Origin of the sequence: Methylobacterium sp. ARG-1, assembly GCF_001262595.1 — a bacterium.
Lineage (GTDB): Bacteria > Pseudomonadota > Alphaproteobacteria > Rhizobiales > Beijerinckiaceae > Methylobacterium > Methylobacterium brachiatum.
In genome coordinates, this window is sequence record NZ_LHCD01000012.1 from 109,655 (window position 1) to 129,335 (window position 19,681).

The 19,681-nt window shown below is 69.1% G+C and carries 18 protein-coding genes; 5 read left to right on the top strand and 13 right to left on the bottom strand.

The window, feature by feature from the left end:
• Nucleotides 1-24 precede the first annotated feature (24 nt).
• The gene (locus tag AKJ13_RS13685; RefSeq protein ID WP_050733862.1) at nt 25-909 is read left to right on the top strand and encodes an alpha/beta hydrolase; all 885 of its coding nucleotides are present in this window, start codon (nt 25-27) and stop codon (nt 907-909) included.
• Here AKJ13_RS13685 and AKJ13_RS13690 read toward each other — a convergent pair.
• From AKJ13_RS13690 to AKJ13_RS13700, 3 genes are all read right to left on the bottom strand, one after another.
• Nucleotides 890-2,335, bottom strand: coding sequence for a cytochrome P450 (locus AKJ13_RS13690; RefSeq protein ID WP_082316947.1), 1,446 nt, complete (start codon nt 2,333-2,335; stop codon nt 890-892). The genes AKJ13_RS13685 and AKJ13_RS13690 overlap by 20 nt on opposite strands.
• Before the next feature lie 120 nt (nt 2,336-2,455).
• Nucleotides 2,456-5,104: an ABC transporter ATP-binding protein gene (locus AKJ13_RS13695; RefSeq protein ID WP_050733830.1), complete on the bottom strand. Its 2,649-nt coding sequence runs from the start codon at nt 5,102-5,104 to the stop codon at nt 2,456-2,458.
• Nucleotides 5,105-5,434: 330 nt separating this feature from the next.
• On the bottom strand, nt 5,435-6,136 hold the full coding sequence (locus AKJ13_RS13700) for an SDR family oxidoreductase (protein WP_082316948.1): 702 nt from the start codon (nt 6,134-6,136) through the stop codon (nt 5,435-5,437).
• A 368-nt stretch (nt 6,137-6,504) separates the two neighbouring features.
• On the opposite strand from AKJ13_RS13700, the gene typA reads away from it, so the two are divergent.
• Nucleotides 6,505-8,331: a translational GTPase TypA gene (typA, locus tag AKJ13_RS13705; RefSeq protein WP_050733831.1), complete on the top strand. Its 1,827-nt coding sequence runs from the start codon at nt 6,505-6,507 to the stop codon at nt 8,329-8,331.
• A 430-nt stretch (nt 8,332-8,761) separates the two neighbouring features.
• Here the strand turns inward: typA and AKJ13_RS32275 are convergent, their stop codons facing one another.
• From AKJ13_RS32275 to cysK, 5 genes are all read right to left on the bottom strand, one after another.
• Nucleotides 8,762-8,914, bottom strand: a complete 153-nt coding sequence (locus AKJ13_RS32275) for a hypothetical protein (protein WP_200905633.1) — start codon at nt 8,912-8,914, stop codon at nt 8,762-8,764.
• On the bottom strand, nt 8,907-9,224 hold the full coding sequence (locus AKJ13_RS13710; RefSeq protein WP_050733832.1) for a hypothetical protein: 318 nt from the start codon (nt 9,222-9,224) through the stop codon (nt 8,907-8,909). The genes AKJ13_RS32275 and AKJ13_RS13710 overlap by 8 nt, the downstream gene beginning before the upstream one ends.
• Nucleotides 9,224-9,562 (bottom strand): hypothetical protein, encoded by a 339-nt coding sequence (locus AKJ13_RS13715; protein ID WP_050733833.1) that lies wholly within the window; start codon nt 9,560-9,562, stop codon nt 9,224-9,226. The genes AKJ13_RS13710 and AKJ13_RS13715 overlap by 1 nt, the downstream gene beginning before the upstream one ends.
• A gap of 125 nt (nt 9,563-9,687) precedes the next feature.
• Nucleotides 9,688-10,098, bottom strand: coding sequence for a hypothetical protein (locus AKJ13_RS13720; protein WP_244471599.1), 411 nt, complete (start codon nt 10,096-10,098; stop codon nt 9,688-9,690).
• 472 nt (nt 10,099-10,570) lie between these two features.
• The gene (gene cysK / locus AKJ13_RS13725) at nt 10,571-11,545 is read right to left on the bottom strand and encodes a cysteine synthase A (RefSeq protein WP_050733835.1); all 975 of its coding nucleotides are present in this window, start codon (nt 11,543-11,545) and stop codon (nt 10,571-10,573) included.
• Between the two features lie 282 nt (nt 11,546-11,827).
• Between cysK and AKJ13_RS13730 the strand changes: the two genes are divergently transcribed.
• Complete coding sequence (locus tag AKJ13_RS13730) at nt 11,828-12,790, top strand: TAXI family TRAP transporter solute-binding subunit (protein ID WP_050733836.1); 963 nt, start codon at nt 11,828-11,830, stop codon at nt 12,788-12,790.
• Between the two features lie 11 nt (nt 12,791-12,801).
• Here the strand turns inward: AKJ13_RS13730 and AKJ13_RS13735 are convergent, their stop codons facing one another.
• On the bottom strand, nt 12,802-13,332 hold the full coding sequence (locus AKJ13_RS13735) for a GcrA family cell cycle regulator (protein ID WP_007561252.1): 531 nt from the start codon (nt 13,330-13,332) through the stop codon (nt 12,802-12,804).
• 427 nt (nt 13,333-13,759) lie between these two features.
• Between AKJ13_RS13735 and AKJ13_RS13740 the strand changes: the two genes are divergently transcribed.
• Entirely contained in the window at nt 13,760-14,947 is a 1,188-nt protein-coding gene (locus tag AKJ13_RS13740; RefSeq protein ID WP_050733837.1) for a patatin-like phospholipase family protein, read from the top strand.
• Between the two features lie 54 nt (nt 14,948-15,001).
• Here the strand turns inward: AKJ13_RS13740 and AKJ13_RS13745 are convergent, their stop codons facing one another.
• From AKJ13_RS13745 to AKJ13_RS13755, 3 genes are all read right to left on the bottom strand, one after another.
• Nucleotides 15,002-15,130, bottom strand: a complete 129-nt coding sequence (locus AKJ13_RS13745; protein ID WP_007561257.1) for a hypothetical protein — start codon at nt 15,128-15,130, stop codon at nt 15,002-15,004.
• Nucleotides 15,131-15,213: 83 nt separating this feature from the next.
• On the bottom strand, nt 15,214-16,626 hold the full coding sequence (gene pyk / locus AKJ13_RS13750) for a pyruvate kinase (protein ID WP_050733865.1): 1,413 nt from the start codon (nt 16,624-16,626) through the stop codon (nt 15,214-15,216).
• Between the two features lie 139 nt (nt 16,627-16,765).
• Nucleotides 16,766-17,263, bottom strand: coding sequence for an SRPBCC family protein (locus AKJ13_RS13755; RefSeq protein ID WP_050733838.1), 498 nt, complete (start codon nt 17,261-17,263; stop codon nt 16,766-16,768).
• A 285-nt stretch (nt 17,264-17,548) separates the two neighbouring features.
• Here AKJ13_RS13755 and AKJ13_RS13760 point away from each other — a divergent pair, with 285 nt between their 5' ends.
• A complete protein-coding gene (locus AKJ13_RS13760; protein ID WP_050733839.1) occupies nt 17,549-18,847 on the top strand; it encodes a lytic murein transglycosylase in 1,299 nt (432 codons plus the stop codon).
• Here AKJ13_RS13760 and AKJ13_RS13765 read toward each other — a convergent pair whose 3' ends face one another.
• Nucleotides 18,848-19,636: an aldolase gene (locus AKJ13_RS13765; protein WP_050733840.1), complete on the bottom strand. Its 789-nt coding sequence runs from the start codon at nt 19,634-19,636 to the stop codon at nt 18,848-18,850.
• Nucleotides 19,637-19,681 lie beyond the last annotated feature (45 nt).

Genomic DNA, 19,681 nt, shown 5'->3' on the forward strand with positions numbered 1-19,681 from the left:
GTCGACCGCGTCGGGGAATTGACCGTGCCAAGCGCCACCACGGATGACGGTGTCCGACTTCATTACGAAGAGAGCGGCACCGGCACGCCGCTGATCTTCGTGCACGAATTCGCCGGGGATCACCGCAGCTACGAGGCGCAGCTGCGCCATTTCGGCCGGCGGTACCGCGCGATCGCGTTCAATGCCCGAGGCTACCCGCCCTCGGACGTGCCGGAATCCGTCACGGCCTACTCGCAGGCCCGTGCCGCCGACGACATCCTGGCGATTCTCGACGCCATCGGGGAGCCTCGGGCCCATGTCGCCGGGATCTCGATGGGTGCCTTCGCGACCCTGCATTTCGGGCTGCGCCACCCCGATCGCGCCCTGTCCCTGTGCCTCGGCGGCTGCGGCTACGGCGCGGAGCCGGACCGGCAGGAGATGTTCCGTGCCGAGGCTGAAGCCACGGCGGAGATCCTGCGGCGCGACGGCATGGAGGCCTTCGCCGAGCGCTACGCCTACGGGCCGACCCGCGTGCAGTTCGAGACCAAGGACCCCCGCGGGCACGCCGAGTTCAAGCGCATGCTGGCGGAGCATTCCGCGACCGGCTCGGCCAACACCCAGGCCGGCGTCCAGAAGGGGCGGCCCTCGCTCTACGACTTGCAGGACGCCTTGGCGCAGATCTCCGTGCCGACCCTGATCGTCTCGGGCGACGAGGACTGGCCCTGCCTCGCCCCGAGCCTGATGCTGAAGCGGGTCATCCCGTCGGCCGCCCTCGCGATCCTGCCCAATACGGGCCACGCGCTGAGCGTCGAGGAGCCGGACGCCTACAATCACCTGCTCGATGCGTTCCTGGCTCAGGTCGAGAGCAGACGCTGGCCGATGCGCGACCCGCGGGCGGTCTCGACGACCATCACGGGGATCCGGGGCTGAGCGGATCCCGCGGGATCAGCCGGAACTTGGCGAAACGCTGCGGCTGGGTGGTAACCACCGCGTGCGGCAGGATCGGCTCGCGGTCCTCCAGCTCCAGCCGGAAGCGGGCGAGCAGCCGCGCCAACGACAGGACCGTCTCGATCAGCGCGAATTGCGCACCGATGCAGACGCGCGGGCCCGCCCCGAACGGCAGGTAGGAGAAGCGGGCCGGCGGTTTCGCCCCGGGCAGGAAGCGGCCGGGGTCGAAGGTCTCCGGATCGGACCAGAGCGTCCGGTGCCGATGGAGCACCCACGGGCTCACCATGACGATGTCGCTCTTCTTCACCGGGTGACCCGCGATCGTGTCGGGGCCGAGGGCCCGCCGGACGATGACGAAGGCCGCCGGGTAGAGACGCAGCGTCTCGTCCACCGTCGCGCGGATGAGCGGCAGCCGCCCGTCGCTCTGGCAATGGGTCGGGTCGGTGAGGTCGGCCGCTCGCGCCTCGGCGGCGAGCCGCTCCTGCAATTCGGGGGCAAGCGCCAGCATGTAGGCGGCCCAGAACAGGGTCCCGGCCGTGGTCTCGTGGCCGGCCAGGATCATGGTCGCCACCTGATCGCGCAGCTCCGCGGCACTGAACGGGGCGCCGGTATCCGGGTTGCGGGCGGTGGCGAGCAGGTCGAGCAGGTCGCCGGAATGGCCCGCCTCGCGTGTCACCGCCTGGCGCGCCGCGACGATCCGGTCGAGGAACGGGATCCAGCGTCGCCGGAAGCGCGACCGGGACCAATCGAGCGGCACCGGCCAGCCCGGCGGGATCACGATATCGAGGAGATGCGGCCGGCCGATCTTGATGCTGTACTCGGCGATGAAATCGCGCAGCTCCGGGCCGTACTGATCCATGCCGACCGAGAACATGCTCCGGCCGGCGATCTCCAGAGCCAGCCGGTGGAAGGCCATGAACAGGTCGATCGGACCCGCCGCCGCCTCGGCAACGATCCGCTCCATGCCGTCGTCCACGGCGGCGGCGATGTGCGGCACCAGCCCGTCGATCGCCCGGGGCGTGAAGGCTGGCGCCAGGGTCCGGCGCTGGTGGCGCCACGCCGAGCCCTCGCTGATCAGCAGCCCGTCGCCAAGGATCGGGCGCAGGATCCGCACCGTGCCGCTGGTGCGGGCGTAGTTGGCCTGGTTCTCCACCAGGAAATGGCGGATCGCCTCGGGATCGCTCAGCACGTAGCTCGACCGGCCGAGCAGGCCGCGGCGGGTGATCGGTTCCTCGAAGGCACGCCGGGGAAAGCCCGCCAGACCGTTGTCACGGATCGAGCGCAGATAGGCCGGGAGCGGCAGCTCGTGCTCCGCCAGGGCCGGGTGCGGCGGCACCAGGCGCGGCAGGCCGGCGAGGCTCGGGCGGGTCCGGGCAGAACTCGCGATCGCGTCCGATAATTGGGGCATGTCGGACATCCTGTGCTGGAGACGGCCCGCACTGTAAACCGCCGGGCGACGCGGGTCGTGGGTCGCGGCTGATCGAACGCGCACGCCACCGCAGCGGTGTCCAGGCCGTCAGCGCGGGGATCATTCGGCTGCGTTGCGCAGGCGGGATTCGTTGGGCCGCAGCGGCAGCCGCGCGGGGAAACGGGCGACGTCGGCCTCACCGGACACGCTGGCGACCAGGCTGGCACGCGGCAGGACCGCCGCGGTCACGTCGAGCAAGGTCTCGACGCCACGCTCCAGCTGCTCGCTCACCCGGTCCACCACCAGGATCTCCGGGTCGCGCAGCAGCGCCCGGCCCAGGCCGATCCGGACGCGCACCCGATCGGTGAGGAGCTGGCCGCGATTGCCGACCTCCTTGTCGAGGCCGCGTCTCTGGACCGGGCGCTCGAGGTCGAACTGGCGGAACACCGCCCGGGCCTCGCGCTGGATGATCGCCTCGCCGTGCATCCGGGCCGTGTCGATGCGGCCGAACAGCAGGTTGTCGAGCACCGTGCTGCGCGGGTTGATCCGGTTGGGATCGTAGGATTCGATGTCGCAGCCGTCATGGCCGTGCATGAACGCCTGCACTACGCCCCGGGCACCGACGATGCGGAGCTTGAGCGGCTGGTCGAGCAGGCCAAAGCGCATTCGCGGCTCGACATAGGCGAGCGCCAGCGCCAGGAACGCGACGCTGTCGGCCTCGTCCAGGCGGCCCTCCGCGGGCAGGCGGGCGAGCCGGCGCAGGTAATCCGGCAGCGCGTCCGGGGTGATCAGCGAGAAGCGTCGGAACAACGGGTGACCGGGCGGCACGTCCGCGAAGATGTCCTTGAGGTTCTGGGCGATCGCCACGCCCATGCGGTCGAGGTCGTCCAGCAGCTTCACCCGCTCCAGCGCCTCTCGGAACAGCCGCACGCCCGCGAGCCGCCGCGGATCCGTCAGGCTCGGGTCGCGCGGCACCCCGAACATCAGGTTCTCCGCCACCGTCGCCTGCTGGTTGTAGGTTCCGCGGGAGAACGGGATCACGAGGTCCGCGAGCCCGCTTCGGGCGAAATGCTCGCGCAGATGTTCCCTGGCCGCGATCATGCGCTGGCCCGCTGGAGTATCGTGGACCACCGTGCTGAGGGCGCCGAGGCCGAACCGGTACAGGTCGTCGCCGAGATCGAGGCGGAAAAGCAGGTCGAGCAGGCGCTCGTCGAGTTCCCGGGCATCGCGGACGCCGAACCGGCCGTAGTCGATCCACGGATCGTCGATGCTGTCGGCGGGGTTGCCGGTCTTCACCGCCTCGTTGATCCGCGTCTTGCTCAGGTCGATGCCCTTGGTCCGCAGCGGCTTGATCCGCAATCCGTAGAGCAGGTTGTCGCGTACCGTCCCGGGGAACAGGACCGGTTCGAGATCCGCGAAGGCGATGCGGCGGGACCGGGTTGCGCGCGGCAGGGTGGACAGGTCGTGATCGCCGATCCGCACCGTGCCGCTGGGGGGAACGCGCAGGCCGGCCAGCACGCGGGCGAATTCCTGCGCGACCGGCCCGGGGGGAACCAGGGCGAGCTGGCCGGGCAGGTCGGCCTGGATGTCGCCGACCTCGATCGGCAGGCCCCCCTGGGGATCGCGCAGCGCCAGCGCCTCGACCCGCAGCGGGCTGCCGAGCCGCGGCGGCGACCCCTGGATCGCCCGCTCCGCGGGCTGGAGGCGCTGCGGCCCGAAATGCGCCGCCACGGTCTCGTACTTCACCTCGACGTCGAGGCGCTGCTGGTCCCAGTCGATCAGTTCTTTCAGGGGCGGCGGCAGGTCGCGATAGGCGGCGAGCACCGCCACGAGCTGGCCGATATCGAGCTCGCCCTTGAGCGCGAACACGCCGCCGATGGCGTAGAACAGGAACGGAGTAACCTGTGCGAGCAGGTTGTTGAGATACTTGACCGCGAATTTCCGGCGGTAGATGCGCAGGCGCAGGTCGTAGAGGCTGTAGAGCCGGCCCCCGATCTCGGCCCGCTCCCAGCGGCCGGTGTCGTTGAGCGTCACCGCCGGCAGGCCGTCGAGCACCTCGGCGACCCGGCCGGCCAGGTTGCGCGAGGCGATCTGGCGCTGGCGGCTGAGCAGGATGATCTGGCGCCGCAGCCGCGGGATCACGGTCATCTGCACCGCCACCATCCCGCCGGCCGCGAGGCCCAGCCAGACGTTCTGCATCATGATGAAGGCCAGGGCGGTCGCCGCCTGGGTGCCGAGGAAGACCGGCACCACGATCGCGTCGCCGATGAAGGAGCCGATCGGCTCGACCTCGTCGCGGATGATCGTCGCCGTCTCGGACGACTTCACCTCGCGCTGCGCCTCCGGGGTGAAGCGCAGCATCAGCGAGAATAGCTGGAAGCGCAGCCGGCGCAGCATCCGCTCGCCGAGGATGCCTTTCTGCAGGTTGATCCAGAACTTGAAGGCGCCGTTGATCAGGACGAGCGCCAGGAACAGGGTCGACAGGCCCAGCAGCAGCTCGAACCGGTCGAACTGAAACCCCTCGAACAGCCGCGTGGTCCCGCCGCCGAGCGGAGCCGGCCAGTCGATCGTGATCTCGAGGAACGGAGCGGTCGCCTCGCCATGCGCGAACGCCTTGCCGGTGATCGCGTCGTTGACGATGCGCTTCGGCAGATCGAGCGACGCGAAGTAGAATGGCAGCGACGCCAGGACCACCGCGCAGATCTTGAGCTGGTCGGCCTTGGAGTAGCGCCAGATATACGGGAAAAGTCGCGGCTCAAGCTCGCGCATCGCGTCCGTCCGGTGTGCGCCCGTACTGGCGGAGTCGATGCGGGTTTGTCGTGCGCCCGCGCACAGATCCGAGCCGGAACGCCATTGAGGGTCGCAGTTCCATTCAAAAGGCCTGCCGGGGAGCGGGGCTTCGGGGGCGCGTCAACGGACCGGTGCCCCCGGCCGGGCCCGAGGAATTGGGCTCCGGCAGCGCTGCGTCCGTCGGCGCGACTCCGCTTCCCCGATGCGAGACAGCAGCGTCATTGCAGCGTCATATAGGGCAACAGGGCCGTAGGGCGGCACTGCTACGGCTCAGAACTTGCGCCTGCGCAATCCGCGCGGGACGCCGGATCAGATCGAGCGGGTCAGGCCGCCGTCGACGCGCAGGTTCTGACCGGTGATGTAGGCCGCCCCGTCCGAGGCGAGGAACGCGATCGTGGCGGCGATCTCGTCCGTGCTTCCGTAACGGCCCATCGGGACGCTCTGCCGGCGCTCCTCCGTGGCGGGCAGACTGTCGATCCAGCCGGGCAACACATTGTTCATCCGGACATTGTCGGCCGCGTAGGTGTCGGCGAACAGCTTGGTGTACGCGGCGAGCCCCGCCCGGAACACCGCCGAGGTCGGAAACATCGGACTCGGCTCGAAGGCCCAGGCGGTCGAGATGTTGATGATCGCGCCGGCACGCTGCGCCTGCATGACCGGCGTCACGAGGCGCGCCGGCCGCACCACGTTCAGGAGGTAGGTGTCCAGGCCGGCGTGCCATTGCGCGTCCGTCATGTCGAGCAACGGCGCCCGAAGCCCGTGGCCGGCGCTGTTGACCAAGACGTCGATCCGCTCCCACCGGGCCATCGCCCCGCCGACCAAGCGCTCCAGATCCTCGGTCGATTGGTTCGAGCCGGTGATTCCAAAGCCGCCCAGCTCCTGCGCCAGCGCCTCCCCCTTGCCGGACGACGACAAGATCGCGACCGCATAGCCCTCGGCCGCGAGCTTCCGGGCGGCCGCCGCCCCCATGCCGCTGCCGCCTGCTGTCACGAGAGCCACCTTCTTGCTCACAGCGTTCGCTCCATTCTCGTCCGGCAATGCGACCGACGTCGGGGCAGGGGCGGCGAATCGCCACCGCCGGCAAACCGAGTCCGTCTACGGCACCGGAGCCGTCGAATGCAGCGACTTCTCCTGAAAACGTCGCGCCATGCAGACTTCCGGCACGCCTACCGCGACGTATCCGACAGAAAAATCCTGGCGCCACGTGTAGTTTAGCCGGGTACGACGCACGCGACGAAAGGCCGGCATGTGCGCGACGGCCTTGCGGGCGGACGCGTGGGCTTATATTGCGACGCAACCACCACGACCGTACCTCACCCGGCGCGGACGGCCGCGCCGCGCGGCCGCCAGGGAGCCGGCACAACCCGTTTCGGGCCGCCATGAATCTGCGCAACATCGCCATCATTGCCCACGTCGACCACGGCAAGACGACGCTCGTCGACAAGCTGCTGGCCCAGTCCGGCACCTTCCGCGAGAATCAGCGGGTCGAGGAGCGGGCGATGGACTCCAACGACCTCGAGAAGGAACGTGGCATCACAATCCTGGCCAAGGCGACCTCGGTCCTCTGGAAGGATACCCGCGTCAACATCGTCGACACCCCCGGCCACGCCGATTTCGGCGGCGAGGTCGAGCGCATCCTGTCGATGGTCGACGGCGTGATCGTGCTGGTCGACGCCGCCGAAGGGCCGATGCCGCAGACCAAGTTCGTGGTCGGCAAGGCGCTCAAGATTGGCCTGCGTCCGATCGTGGCGATCAACAAGGTCGACCGGCCGGACGCCCGCATCACCGAGGTGGTGAACGAGGTGTTCGATCTCTTCGCCGCCCTGGACGCCACCGACGAGCAGCTCGACTTCCCGATACTCTACGGCTCGGGCCGCAACGGCTGGATGGCAGACAGCCCGGAGGCCGACCCGTCGGTGGGCCTAGAGCCGCTGTTCGAGCTGGTGCTGAAGCACGTCCCCCCCGCCAAGGTCGAGGAAGGGCCGTTCCGGATGCTCGGCACCCTGCTTGAGGCCAACCCGTTCCTCGGCCGGATCATCACCGGGCGCATCGCCTCCGGCACCGTGAAGCCGAACCAGCAGATCAAGGTGCTCTCCCGCGACGGCAAGGTGGTCGAGACCGGCCGCGTGTCGAAGATCCTCGCCTTCCGGGGCCTGGAGCGCGCGCCGATCGATATCGGCGAGGCGGGCGACATCGTCTCCATCGCCGGCCTGATCAAGGGCACCGTGGCCGACACCTTCTGCGATCCGCAGGTCGAGACCCCGATCCAGGCCCAGCCGATCGATCCGCCGACCGTGACGATGTCGTTCATCGTGAACGACAGCCCGCTCGCCGGCACCGAGGGCGACAAGGTCACGAGCCGCATGATCCGCGACCGCCTGTTCAAGGAGGCTGAGGGTAACGTCACGCTTAAGATCGAGGAGGCGGCCGACAAGGACTCGTTCTACGTGTCCGGCCGCGGCGAGTTGCAGCTCGCCATCCTGATCGAGACCATGCGCCGCGAAGGCTTCGAGATCGCGGTCTCGCGTCCCCGGGTCGTCTTCGAGAAGGACGAGGATGGCAACCTGCTCGAGCCGATCGAGGAGGTCGTGATCGACGTCGACGAGGAGCATTCCGGCGTCGTCGTCCAGAAGATGTCTGAGCGCAAAGCCGAGATGCTGGAGATGCGGCCGTCGGGCGGTGATCGCCTGCGCCTCGTGTTCCACGCCCCGACCCGCGGCCTGATCGGCTACCAGGGCGAGCTGCTGACCGACACCCGCGGCACGGCGATCATGAACCGCTTGTTCAAGGCCTACGAGCCCTTCAAGGGCGAAATCGCCGGACGCCGCAACGGCGTGCTGATCTCGAACGACAAGGGCGAGGCCGTGGCCTACGCCATGTGGAACCTCGAAGACCGCGGCCCGATGATGATCGAGCCGGGCTGGAAGGTCTATCAGGGCATGATCATCGGCGAGCACAACCGCGAGAACGATCTCGAGGTGAACGTGCTCAAGGGTAAGAAGCTGACCAACATCCGCACCACCTCGAAGGACGAGGCCGTGCGCCTGACGCCGCCAATCCGGATGACCCTGGAGCGCTCGCTCGCCTGGATCCAGGACGACGAGCTGGTGGAGGTCACGCCGAAGTCAATCCGCCTGCGCAAGACTGTGCTCGATCCCAACGACCGCAAGCGCGTCGAGCGCTCGTCGAAGGATACCGCCGCCTGAGCTGAAGGGCGCGCGGCGACCGGGTAGTCACGGCCCGGTCGTCGGTGGGAACCCCTGTCCTGCCACGTTGACCCATCGAATGCTGCCGCCGAGCCTATGGGCTCGGCGGATCTGTTTCGAGAGGGCTGCGTGAAACCCACGGGTCCGACGCCGGAGCCGGCGAAGGGCGCCTGCCGTCGCGCTCGGCCTCAGCCCACGGCGTCGGCGAGGATAGCGCGGGCCAATGGATCGCCGCCGAAAACGGTGGCAGGGCAGGGCGCTGTTTCGCACCAACGGGATGGGGGTCGGCACACCTGCGCCGAGGCCGAATGATGCACCGGATCGGATCGTCCGGGCGGTCCAGCCGCTTCGCGTCCCGCTGTCTTGCGGGAAGGACCTCATGCCGACCTGGAGACGCATGCCTCTGGGTCGGCTGCGCCCGCCAGGATCCTCAGCTGCTGCCCGGATCGGTCTCGTCGTTCTGACTCTTGCCGCCCTGCGGACCCATCCCGGGCTTACCGTCGGTCTTCTCGTTCGGGTCCTTCACCCCGTCGGGCGCCACGTTGGCCGGCTTCTTCGGTTTCGGATCGTCACGCTCACTCATTCCTGTTCTCCTGCTCGACGCGATAGTGGCCGTCGGCCACTTTTTGGTCAGCAGCCGGGCCCCGTGACGCTGTCTGGTCGGAATGGCCGCCCGACGAGCCGCCAATAGCGGGCGGTGCGCGTCCGGCCTCGCCGGATTTGCCCCAGCCCTCCTTGGATTCGGTCTTGGCCGCTCCGCCGGCGCCCATATCGGTGATCGCCGCCTGCTCGGCGGTCTGGTGACCACCGCCGGCCGGGTGCTCGCCCGGTGAGCCGACCGTATCGTCGGGCTTGCGCGTGACGGTCCCGGAATCGCTGGTAATTCTGCCCATCACCGCTTCCCGTCATCCTCGCCGACCGCGGCGGTCGCCCGGTCGATCGCTTCGCCCAAATTCGAACCCTTCCCGGACGCGGTACCGAAATCGCCCTGCAACTTCCTCAGGTTCTCGGGCGGCGTCTCGGCCTCGGTTGCGTCCGTGGCGTCCGAGCCCGGCGTGCCGGAGGCGATCCGGGCTGCCTGGGCGTCGCCCCCCGGGTCCCGCTTCAGATCGGTCTGGGTGTTGGCCGCCAATCCCACGTCGAGGGGTGAATCCTGGCCGAGATCCTGGCCGTTGCGGTCCGCGTTGGCGTTGAAATCCTTCAACGACGGCCGCTTCGTCTGCTCTGCCATGGCGTCTGCCTCTCCTGTGTCGCGCTGTTGCGGGACAACGGGGGCGGGAGACCAGAGTTGCGTCGGGCGTTCCGATCCCCGGCGCCGGCAGTGCTCCGCCTGCCGTAATCGGGGCGGCTGCGGCTTCAGGGCCCGACGATCCTGGGTGCCACGCCCTGGACGAGCGCCCGAACCGAATCCTCGGCGTGGCCGGGGCTGTCCGCCTTGGCCTGGATCGTCAGAAGGTCGCCGTCGCGCAGGATCACCGCGGTCGATCCCCCGCCATTCCCGAGCGCGTAGACCGTGATCCATCCGACCGCCGGGCTGACCGGCAGGGATGAGAGGCGGCAATCGGGGTTCTGCTTGATGCAGAGCGATTCGAGCTTGGCGAAGGACGTCTCCCCGGATCGCACGCGCTTCTCGGTCCCGTCGGTCAGCCGTCCGAGCTCGATGTCGACCGTGGGCGAACCCTTGCACGGCGAACACGTCATGGTCAGGCTCAGCGGCGTCGCCTGCACCGACGCCTTCGGGTCGATCGCGATCCTGACCTGATCCACGACGGCCGTGAGATCGTGGCTCGCAAAGCCTTGTGCTTGCGCCGTCTGAGCAAGCAGGCAACTGATGAGAACGAGAAGCCAGCGCATGCGAGTCAGTCCGTCCGGTGCCGGATCGTCGGTGGAACGACGGCCAGCGATCCAGATGACCTATGCGCGCGGTTTTTCCAAGCTTCTAATCCAAGAATGGTGCCGCTCAAGGCGCATGGCTCAGTCAAAGTGAGAGGAAAGTGGCTGCGGTTGCGTTAAATCTTCAGATTTTATCGACCGTAATATCTTTGGTATCGATTTCAGTCGGCAATAGATATTCTGTCATCTGCGGTAGTAAATGGGTTGTAGCAATTGAATACTCAAAACTAACTTAAGCACGGTATCGTCTCGGCTTCCCGCAAAAGGAAAAGCCGCGCCGGCCCTATGGGGTCGACGCGGCTGGAAACGTCAGCGTCGGCGCGAGGCGCGCCTCCGCAAAACCGTGCTAGCCGATGCCGTCGAACAGGGCCGACGAGATGTAGCGCTCGGCGAACGAACAAGCGATTGTGACGATCCGCTTGCCCTGGAATTCCGGCCGCTTGGCCAGTTCCAGCGCGGCCGCGACGTTGCCGCCGGTCGAGATGCCGCCCGGGATACCCTCCAGCCGGGCCAGCGCCCGCGAGGTCTCGAAGGCGGTATCGTTCGAGACCTTGAGCACGCCGTCGAGGATGTCGGTGTGCAGGTTCTCCGGGATGAAGCCCGCGCCGATGCCCTGGATCTTGTGCGGGCCGGGCTGGCCGCCGGAGATCACCGGGGAATCCACCGGCTCGACCGCGAAGACCTTGAGGTTCGGCAGGCGCGGCTTCAGCACCTCGCCGACGCCGGTCACGGTGCCGCCGGTGCCGACGCCGGCCACGAACGCATCGAGCCGACCGCCGGTATCGGTCCAGATCTCCTCCGCAGTGGTCTTGCGGTGGATCTCGGGATTGGCCGGGTTCGAGAATTGCTGCGGCATCACCGAGCCCGGAATCTCCTTCAGGAGCTCCTCGGCCTTGGCGATGGCGCCCTTCATACCCTGCGCGCCCGGTGTGAGCGCCAGCTCGGCGCCCAGGAAGGCCAGCATCTTGCGCCGCTCGAGGGACATCGTCTCGGGCATCACCAGGATCAGCCGGTAGCCCCGGGCCGCGGCCACGAAGGCCAGCGCGATGCCGGTGTTGCCGGAGGTCGGCTCGACAAGCGTGCCGCCGGGCTGCAGCTTGCCTGAGGCCTCCAGCGCGTCGATCATGTTGACGCCGATGCGGTCCTTCACGCTCGCGATCGGGTTGAAGAATTCGAGCTTCAGCAGGATCTCGGCGTCGACGCCGTGCTCCTTGGGCAAGCGGTTGAGGCGCACCAGCGGGGTGTTGCCGATGGTCTCGGTGATCGAGCCGTAGACACGGCCGTGACCGACCTTTGCCGGCGCGTTGAGGGAATCGGCCATCGCGGAACTCCTGCAGGTGTCGGGTCGGATCAATGTCGGGTCCGGCGGGCCCGAGCCAAGGGAAGCGCTGGCTCGCTGCCGGACACGAGGCTGCGATATCGCGTCACCGAAGCCGGGGCAATCAGGCTAAGTGTCCTGTACGAAAGTTCTTTTTGCCGACGCTGGGGAATACCCGAAATCGTGGAAGAAGGTCTCTGATGCGCCGGCCTTTTCTGGAATATCGTTCTCCGGATGAAGGCAGGTCCCCGCGGACGCCCGGGGGCGGACGACCAGGATGCTCAAATGAAGCGCCATTTGGCTGATGGCCGCGGTCCGACTCGCCGCGCCGGGTTGCTCACGGCCTTGGGCCTCCTCGTCGGCCGGTCGGCCCATGCGGCGGAGCCGACGCGCGTCATCCTCGCCACCGCAACGCCGGGCGGCGGCTTTCCGGCTTTCGGAGATGCCTTCGTGGCGGCGGTCCAGGCGGCGGATCCCGATCTGATCATCGAGGCACGGGCTAGTGGCGGCTCGGCGGAGAATATCGGGCTGCTGCGTGCCGGCCGGGTCGACCTGGCGTTGGTCCAGGGAGAATACGCCACTCCGGCCCTGGCCGAGCCCGGCGGGCTCACGATCCTCGCGCCGATGTATCCGACACCCGGCCTGTTCGCCGTGCCGGCGGGAAGCGCGATCCGTACCGTTGACGACTTGCGCGGCCGGCCCGTTGTGCTCGGCACGCACAATTCCGGCCTCACGCTGATGGGCCGCAGCGCGCTCCAGGCTTCGGGGCTCGATCCCGAACGCGACATCCGCCCGATCCTGCTAGACCGGGCCGGCGACGGGCCGCCGATGGTGCTGGACGGGCGCGCGGACGCACTCTGGGGCGGAGGGCTCGGCTGGCCAGGCTTCCTCGCCCTGGCGCACGCGTCCGGCGGCGCTCGGTTCTTCGGACCGTCCGAGCCCGGCATCGCCCGCCTCGCCCAGCCGGGAGCGACGCTTCAGCGGTTGACGGTCCCGCCCGGAAGCTTTCCCGGCCAGGTTGATGCGATCGAGACGATCGGCTCCTGGAGCCTCGTTCTCGTCCGGCCCGGCTTCACGGCCGACACGGCCTACCGGATCGTCAGCGCCCTGGCCCGGTCAGACATGGCGGCGCGCCACCCGCAGGGCTCGGCGAGCCAAGCGAAGAACCTCTCCGGGATCGTGCCGGCCGCGCAGATCCATGACGGCACCCGTCGCTACCTCAGCGAGACCGGGGTCCCGATCCGCTAGAGCACACGATCCTAGCGGAACGAGGCGACGCGCCGGTCGCGCTTGCGCTCCGCGGCTGGCTGATAGGCGATCTCGGCGTGATGCGTGCAGTAGGGCAGGCCGGTGATCGAGCGGGCGCCGCAAAACCGGAATTCCGGCGTGGTCGGATCGCCCAGCGGCCAGCGGCACATGGATTCCCGCAGGTCCATGATCGTGACCCGCTGTGACACCGACAGCGCCACGGGCTCCGGTGCCGCCGGGGCGGGCGTCGGGAAGACCGGCGCGGGGCGATGCGAGAGGATCGCCACCGGCTCGGGCGCCTGGGTCTCGACCACCGCGATGGCGGTCTCGATCTCCACGGCCTTGGCGGCCTGCGGCGCAACCTGAGCTTCCTCGCCACCCCGGGCACGACCGCCCAGGCCGAGGCGATGCACCTTGCCGATCACCGCGTTGCGTGTGACGCCGCCGAGTTGCGCCGCGATCTTGCTCGCGCTCTGCCCGTCTTCCCACAACCGGCGCAGGAGCGCCACGCGATCATCCGTCCAGCTCAGGCCCGCTTCCATAGTCCCCCTCCGCCCCCTGCGGCCCGCGCGCTGTGACTGGGCGACGATCTGCGGTCCGGGTCGGCCAGGAACCTCGGCCGGAAGGCCGTGCGGACCGCACCCTTGCGCGTCACCCATGCGCGTCGGCTGCCGCATCGCGTGCGACACCCTGTCTCGTCAGGCCACGACCGGACCCTAGCGCGGCGCTCGCGACGCTTGCAAGGGCGGCCTCGAGACCGAGACCAGCCCTGTCCACCGGCAATGGCCGCCGCATCGGGGAAGGTGGTTACCGTCGCCGCGTGCTCGCCTCGGCCCGGCCGGGCGTGGCGCCGGCGTCACAGGCCGGAGCAATCGCATCGAATGCTCAGCGTGACCGGAACGTGGTCACGGCCAAGCTGCTTTCGTGTGGCAGAAGGGGCGAGCGTTGCTGTTATTTAAGGTGAGGACGATGGGTTACCGTCAGGGGGCGCTGCGGGCGCTGGTCACGCTCGGGCTGGCCGGCCAGGTCGCGGCCTGCGGCAGCGTCCCGCGCACTGCCTACACGGCCGAGCAGGCGGCCTTCGCCAGCGTGCCCGGCATCCCGGGCGCGCGGGTCTATGCCGACGCCTCGGTCGAGACCATCGCCGAGCTCGCCGGAAATCCGCAGCGCCGGTCCGCCGGCTTCAACTACCTGGCATTGTCGGGCGGCGGCGGGGACGGCGCCTACGGGGCCGGCGTGCTCAACGGCTGGACCGCCTCCGGCACCCGTCCGGAATTCACGCTGGTCTCGGGCGTCTCGACCGGCGCGCTGATCGCCCCCTTCGCGTTCCTGGGCCCGGCCTACGATCCGTACCTCACCGAGTTCTACACCAGCGGCGTCGCCGGCGAATTGGTGACCTCGCCCAACCTCGCCAACATCGTGTTCGGCTCGGGCCTGTTCGGGGACGGGCGGCTGCGCAACCTGATCGGCCGCTACGTCACGCCGGAGCTGCTCACGGCCATCGCGGAGGAGCACGCCAAGGGCCGGCGGCTCATGGTGGTCACGACCAATCTCGACTCGCAGCGCGCCGTGATCTGGAACATGGGCGTGATCGCCTCGAGCGGCGCTCCGAACGCGCTGGAGCTGTTCCGCGACGTGCTGGCCGCCTCGGCCAGCATCCCGGCGGTGTTCCCGCCGCAGATGATCGACGTGACGGCCGCCGATTCGCGCTTCCAGGAGATGCATGTCGACGGCTCGGTGGTCACGCCCGTCTTCACGCTCCCGCAGACGCTGCTGCTGCGTGACGGCAGGATCCGCACCGGTGGCAAGGCTAACATCTACGTGGTGATCAACGGCCGTCTCGAGCCGGATTTCGAGGTGACGAAGAACAACACCCTGTCGATCGTCGAGCGCTCGTTCACGACGGCGAGCCGTGCCCGCTCGCGCGCCACACTGTCGGCGACCTATGCGCTCGCGCGCAACAACGGGATGGGCTTCAACCTCACCTATATCGACGAGAACGGCCCGAAGGTGTCCGCCGCCAAGGGCTTCGATACGGCCTACATGCGGGCCCTGTATCAGGAGGGGCTGGAAAAGGGCCGGACCGGCACCTTCTGGCAGCACACCGTCCCGGCTTCGCCGACCCTCAAGCAGACCGCGAACGCGGTGGCGAACTGACGGCGTGAGAGGTCAGCGCCGCGCGCCCTTGCGGGCGCGCGGCGAGCGGGCCCCTTACTTGCCCAGGATCTTGGTGACCAGACGGCCGATCGGCGTCGCCGTGCTGGCGTTCCGGTCGTCGCGGTCGATGGGGCGGTTCTCGTTGCCGAGAAGCTTGGTGACGATGCGTCCGATCAGGCTCATGGCTCTCTCCGGTATTCGCGCCAAAACGGCGCAGCTTGTCCATTAACGGACGATGCGCGGGCGACGTTCCCCGGCCCCCGGCCTCACACCTGCATCAGGCGAATGTTGTTGGTGTTGCCCACCGTATGGAACGGGATGCCGGCGGTGACGACGATGATGTCGTTCGGCTTGGCGAAGCCTTCCGCCTGCGCGTGCAGGCCGGCCTTGGCGGTCATCTCCTCGTAGGAATCGACATCGTCGGTATGCACGCTGTGCGCGCCCCAGAGCAGGCACAGCCGGCGGGACGTGGCGAGGCTCGGCGTCAGCGCCAGGATCGACGAGGCGGGGCGCTTGCGGGCGACACGCGCCGCCGTCGTACCGCTCGTCGTGTAGGTCACGATCGCGGCGGCCCGCACCGCCTCGGCGAGATCCGCGGTGGCGGTCGCCACGGCATGGGGCGGCGTCTCCTCCTCGCCGGGCTCGGAGGCGGCCACGATCGAGTGGTAGAGCTTGTGGCCCTCCACGCTGCGGATGATCCGGTCCATCATCGATACCGCCTCCACCGGATATTTCCCGGTGGCCGATTCCGCCGAGAGCATCACCGCATCGGCGCCGTCGTAGATGGCCGTGGCGACATCGGAGGCCTCAGCCCGGGTCGGTGCCGGCGCCTGGACCATCGAGTCGAGCATTTGGGTTGCCACGATCACCGGCTTCACGGCGAGCCGGCAAGCGCGGATCAACTCCTTCTGCCGCCCGGGCACGTCCTCGTGCGGGATCTCGACGCCGAGATCGCCGCGGGCGACCATCACGGCGTCCGAGAGCCGGATGATGTCGTCGATCCGCTCCAGCGCCTGCGGCTTCTCGATCTTCGACATGATGCCGGCGCGGTCGCCGATGATCCCGCGCGCCTCGATCACGTCGGACGGCTTTTGGACAAAGGACAGGGCCACCCAATCGACGCCGAGTCCGAGCCCGAAGGCGAGGTCGGCCCGGTCCTTCTCGGTGAGCGGCGACAGGTCCAGCAGGGTGCCGGGCAGGTTGACGCCCTTGCGGTTCGAGATCGGGCCGCCGGTCACCACCTCGGCGGTGATCGAATCCCGGTCCGGCCCGACGACGCGCACCCGCACACGCCCGTCGTCGATCAGGAGTTCCTGCCCGGGTACGACCGCGGCGAAGATCTCCGGGTGGTGGAGCGGAATGGCCTGCTTGTCGCCTTCGGCTCCTTCGAGCACGAAGCGGATCGTCTCGCCGGCCACGAGGTCGAGGCGGCCGCCTTGCAGCGTACCGATCCGGATCTTGGGGCCTTGCAGGTCCTGCAGGATGCCGATCGGGCGGCCGACCTCGCGTTCCAGCGCCCGGATCGCCGCATGGACCTTGGCGTGATCTTCCTGCACCCCGTGGCTGAAATTGAGCCGGAAGGTATCGACCCCGGCGAGGAACAGAGCGTGCAGCCGGTCGGGTGCGGAGCTTGCGGGACCGACCGTGGCGACGATCTTGGCGTGGCGGTGACGACGCATGCGGGTCTCTGCCTTGAACACGACCTCCGGGAATCGGCCGGGCGATCGGGCCCGCCGACGCTGCTCACATTGTTAAGGATGCGCACGGAGGCGAGCTTTTTCTGCTGCACCGCGTCAATTGCCTGTGCGGACTGGCCGCCTAGCGGGCGACTTCGCGGGCGATGCCGGCGAGGCCCACGTCGTAGACGCCGGTGATGTCCTTGACGGCCTCCGCGTCGGTCAGGCCCTCGGCGTCGAAGGTGGCGGTCCAGATCACGGTTGAGCCCGCGCCGTTCGGCCGAACCGCCAGCGTCGCGTTGTAGGAGCGCACCGGAAGCGGGCCCTGGATGAAGCTGTAGCTGTAGCTCATGGCCGCCTCGTCGCGGGCGGTCTCGACCTCGACGATCGTCCCGAGCCCGCCTTTGGTCACGAGGCCGCGGATCTGCGCGCGGATGCCGTCGTCGTCATCCTCGCGCGACAGGATGCAGCGCTCGACCTGCGGGTGCCACAGGCTGATGGCGCAGAACTCGCCGACCAGCGCCCAGACCGCCGCGGGCGGCGCCGGGATATCCCGGCTGCGGGTGACTTCCAGGGCGCAGGCCGGACCGGCGCTGAGCAGGGCTGCGATGCCGGGCACGGCACGGACGGATCGCTTCACGGTTGGGTCTCCGCCGGATGTCCTGACCGAAAGTAGGGCTTCTGGTGAAGGAAACCCATCCTGGCCCTGGCGGCCGATCCCTGGAAACCGCCGGGCTCAGCCGATAAGACGGCACGGGGTCGATCGCTCGGCCGCTCGCCGTCATTGCGAGCGCAGCGAAGCAACCCAGTGCGGCGCGCGGTCTTCGAATGTCGCGTTTCCCCCGGTTGCTTCGCTGTGCTCGCGATGACGGTGGGACGCGCTTCGACCGGAAACCGCATGTCAGGCTTGGAGCCGGAGACTTCGATGGACGATCGCATCAAGTCGGCTTCCCCATCGCGGCACGGCAGGCATCCGGGGTTGTGCGCCTTCAGGCTCGGGATCGCGGCCCTGGCGCTGGCACCGGGGCTCGCCGTCGCGGCGCCGGAGCCGGCGCCGCCTCCCGCGCCCGCCCCATCCTTCGAGACGTGCCGCACCGATCTGATCGCCTGGGCGACCGCGCACGACGTACCGCAGGCGGTCGCGCAGGCGCAGCTCGGCGGCCTGGAGCCGGACCCGGACGTGCTGGCCGCCACCCAGAACCAGGGCGAGTTCGTCCGGCCGATCTGGGACTACATCGACGCCAGCGTCACGCCGGCGCGGATCGAGGCGGGCCAGCGCAAGCTCGCCGCCTTGGCAGGGCCGCTCGCGGCGATCGAGACCCAGTACGGCGTGGACCGCTACACTCTGGTTGCCTTCTGGGGCGTGGAATCGACCTACGGAACCGTGCTCGACAATCCCGGCGTGGTGAAGCCGGTGGTGCGCTCGCTCGCGACCCTGAGCTGCGGCGATCCCACCCGGGCCGCCTACTGGCGCGACGAGCTGACCGCCGCCCTGCAGATCCTGGCGCGCGACGAGGCGCCGCTCGACCGGATGCCGGGCGGCTTGACCGGGTCTTGGGCCGGCGCCATGGGCCATACCCAGTTCATGCCGACCGTGTACCAGCGCCACGCAGTCGATTTCGACGACGACGGAAAGCGGGACATCTGGACCTCGGCACCGGACGCGCTCGCCTCCACGGCGAATTACCTGCGCGCCCATGGCTGGCGATCCGGCGAGGGCTGGGGCTACGAGGTCGTTCTCCCGGAGGGGTTCGACGCCGCACGCGCCGATGAGACGACACCGCGCAGTCTCGCGGCCTGGCGGGACCTCGGCGTTAAGCCTGCGCATGACCGTCCGATCGCGGATGAGTCTGCGCAGGCGACCCTGATCCTTCCGGCGGGCATCCGCGGCCCCGCCTTCCTGCTCCAGCCGAACTTCGCGGTGATCCTGCGCTACAACACGGCGCTCGCCTACGCGCTGACGGTGGCGCTGCTCTCGGACCGCCTGCGCGGCGATCCGGGTCTGTCGCACGACTGGCCCCGGGGCGACCGCGCCCTCACCGGCGACGAGCGCCGCGACCTCCAGACCCGGCTGACCGAGCGCGGTTACGCCACCGGCGGCGTCGACGGGAAGATCGGCCCGAAGACCCGGGCGGCCCTGCGGGCCTATCAGGGCTCGCAGGGTCTGCCGGCGGACGGCTACGCCGATCCCGCTCTGCTGGAGCGGATCCGGACGGCGCCCTGATCAGGCCAGGAAGGCCGGCTCGTCCCGGGCCAGCACGCGCTTGACGCTTTCCAGGTGCAGCCGCGCGCTTTCGGCGCGTCCGGCGGCTTCCTGGGCGGCGACGTGCTTGACGATCTCCTCCGGCACGACCTTCAGGGTGCGTCCCGTGCTCATGGCGAGCACCTGCGCCTGCGCGGCGCGCTCCAGGTAGTAGAGGTCATCCCAAGCCTCCGCGATGGTCTCGCCCAGCACCATCACGCCGTGGTTCTTCAGGAACACCACGTCGGCGTCGCCCGCGCTTCGGGCGATCCGCTCGCCCTCGCGGGAATCCAGCGCCAGCCCGTTGTACTCTTCGTCCACGGCGATGCGGCCGTGAAAGCGCAGGGCGGTCTGCCCGGCCCAGAGCAGCGGCTGGCCCTCCAGCATGGCCAGAGCCGTGGCGTAGGGCATGTGGGTGTGGAAGGCGGCCCGGGCCTTCGGCTTCAGCCGGTGCAACTCGGCATGGATGTGGAACGCCGTCGCTTCGGGCTGGCCGTCGCCCTCCACGACGTTGCCGTGGAAGTCGCACAGGAGCAGGCTCGACGCCGTCACTTCGGCGAAGGCCAGGCCGTAGGGATTGACCAGGAACAGGTCCGGCCGCTCCGGCAGGACCGCCGAGAAATGGTTGCAGATCCCCTCCTCGAGGCCGTTGCGCGCGGCCCAGCGCAGGCAGGCGGCCAGGTCGACCCGGGCGCGCCGGACGCTATCCGCGTTGAGGGGCTCGTTGCTGCGCAGGGGCGGCGTGCTCGAAGCGGTGACGGCGTGCGCCATGCGTGAGGGCTCTCTCTCGGTTCGGATCTGGGTCGCCGGACTCGG

Bases quoted from the DNA above. Each gene is read 5' to 3' on its own strand.
- cysK (WP_050733835.1), bottom strand. From the start codon at position 11,545: ATGGCCGATTCCCTCAACGCGCCGGCAAAGGTCGGTCACGGCCGTGTC.
- typA (WP_050733831.1), top strand. From the start codon at position 6,505: ATGAATCTGCGCAACATCGCCATCATTGCCCACGTCGACCACGGCAAG.
- AKJ13_RS13745 (WP_007561257.1), bottom strand. From the start codon at position 15,130: ATGAGCCTGATCGGACGCATCGTCACCAAGCTTCTCGGCAACGAGAAC.
- AKJ13_RS32275 (WP_200905633.1), bottom strand. From the start codon at position 8,914: ATGAGTGAGCGTGACGATCCGAAACCGAAGAAGCCGGCCAACGTGGCG.
- AKJ13_RS13740 (WP_050733837.1), top strand. From the start codon at position 13,760: ATGGGTTACCGTCAGGGGGCGCTGCGGGCGCTGGTCACGCTCGGGCTG.
- AKJ13_RS13690 (WP_082316947.1), bottom strand. From the start codon at position 2,335: ATGCCCCAATTATCGGACGCGATCGCGAGTTCTGCCCGGACCCGCCCG.
- pyk (WP_050733865.1), bottom strand. From the start codon at position 16,626: ATGCGTCGTCACCGCCACGCCAAGATCGTCGCCACGGTCGGTCCCGCA.
- AKJ13_RS13760 (WP_050733839.1), top strand. From the start codon at position 17,549: ATGGACGATCGCATCAAGTCGGCTTCCCCATCGCGGCACGGCAGGCAT.
- AKJ13_RS13765 (WP_050733840.1), bottom strand. From the start codon at position 19,636: ATGGCGCACGCCGTCACCGCTTCGAGCACGCCGCCCCTGCGCAGCAAC.
- AKJ13_RS13730 (WP_050733836.1), top strand. From the start codon at position 11,828: ATGAAGCGCCATTTGGCTGATGGCCGCGGTCCGACTCGCCGCGCCGGG.
- AKJ13_RS13710 (WP_050733832.1), bottom strand. From the start codon at position 9,224: ATGGGCAGAATTACCAGCGATTCCGGGACCGTCACGCGCAAGCCCGAC.
- AKJ13_RS13715 (WP_050733833.1), bottom strand. From the start codon at position 9,562: ATGGCAGAGCAGACGAAGCGGCCGTCGTTGAAGGATTTCAACGCCAAC.
- AKJ13_RS13695 (WP_050733830.1), bottom strand. From the start codon at position 5,104: ATGCGCGAGCTTGAGCCGCGACTTTTCCCGTATATCTGGCGCTACTCC.
- AKJ13_RS13735 (WP_007561252.1), bottom strand. From the start codon at position 13,332: ATGGAAGCGGGCCTGAGCTGGACGGATGATCGCGTGGCGCTCCTGCGC.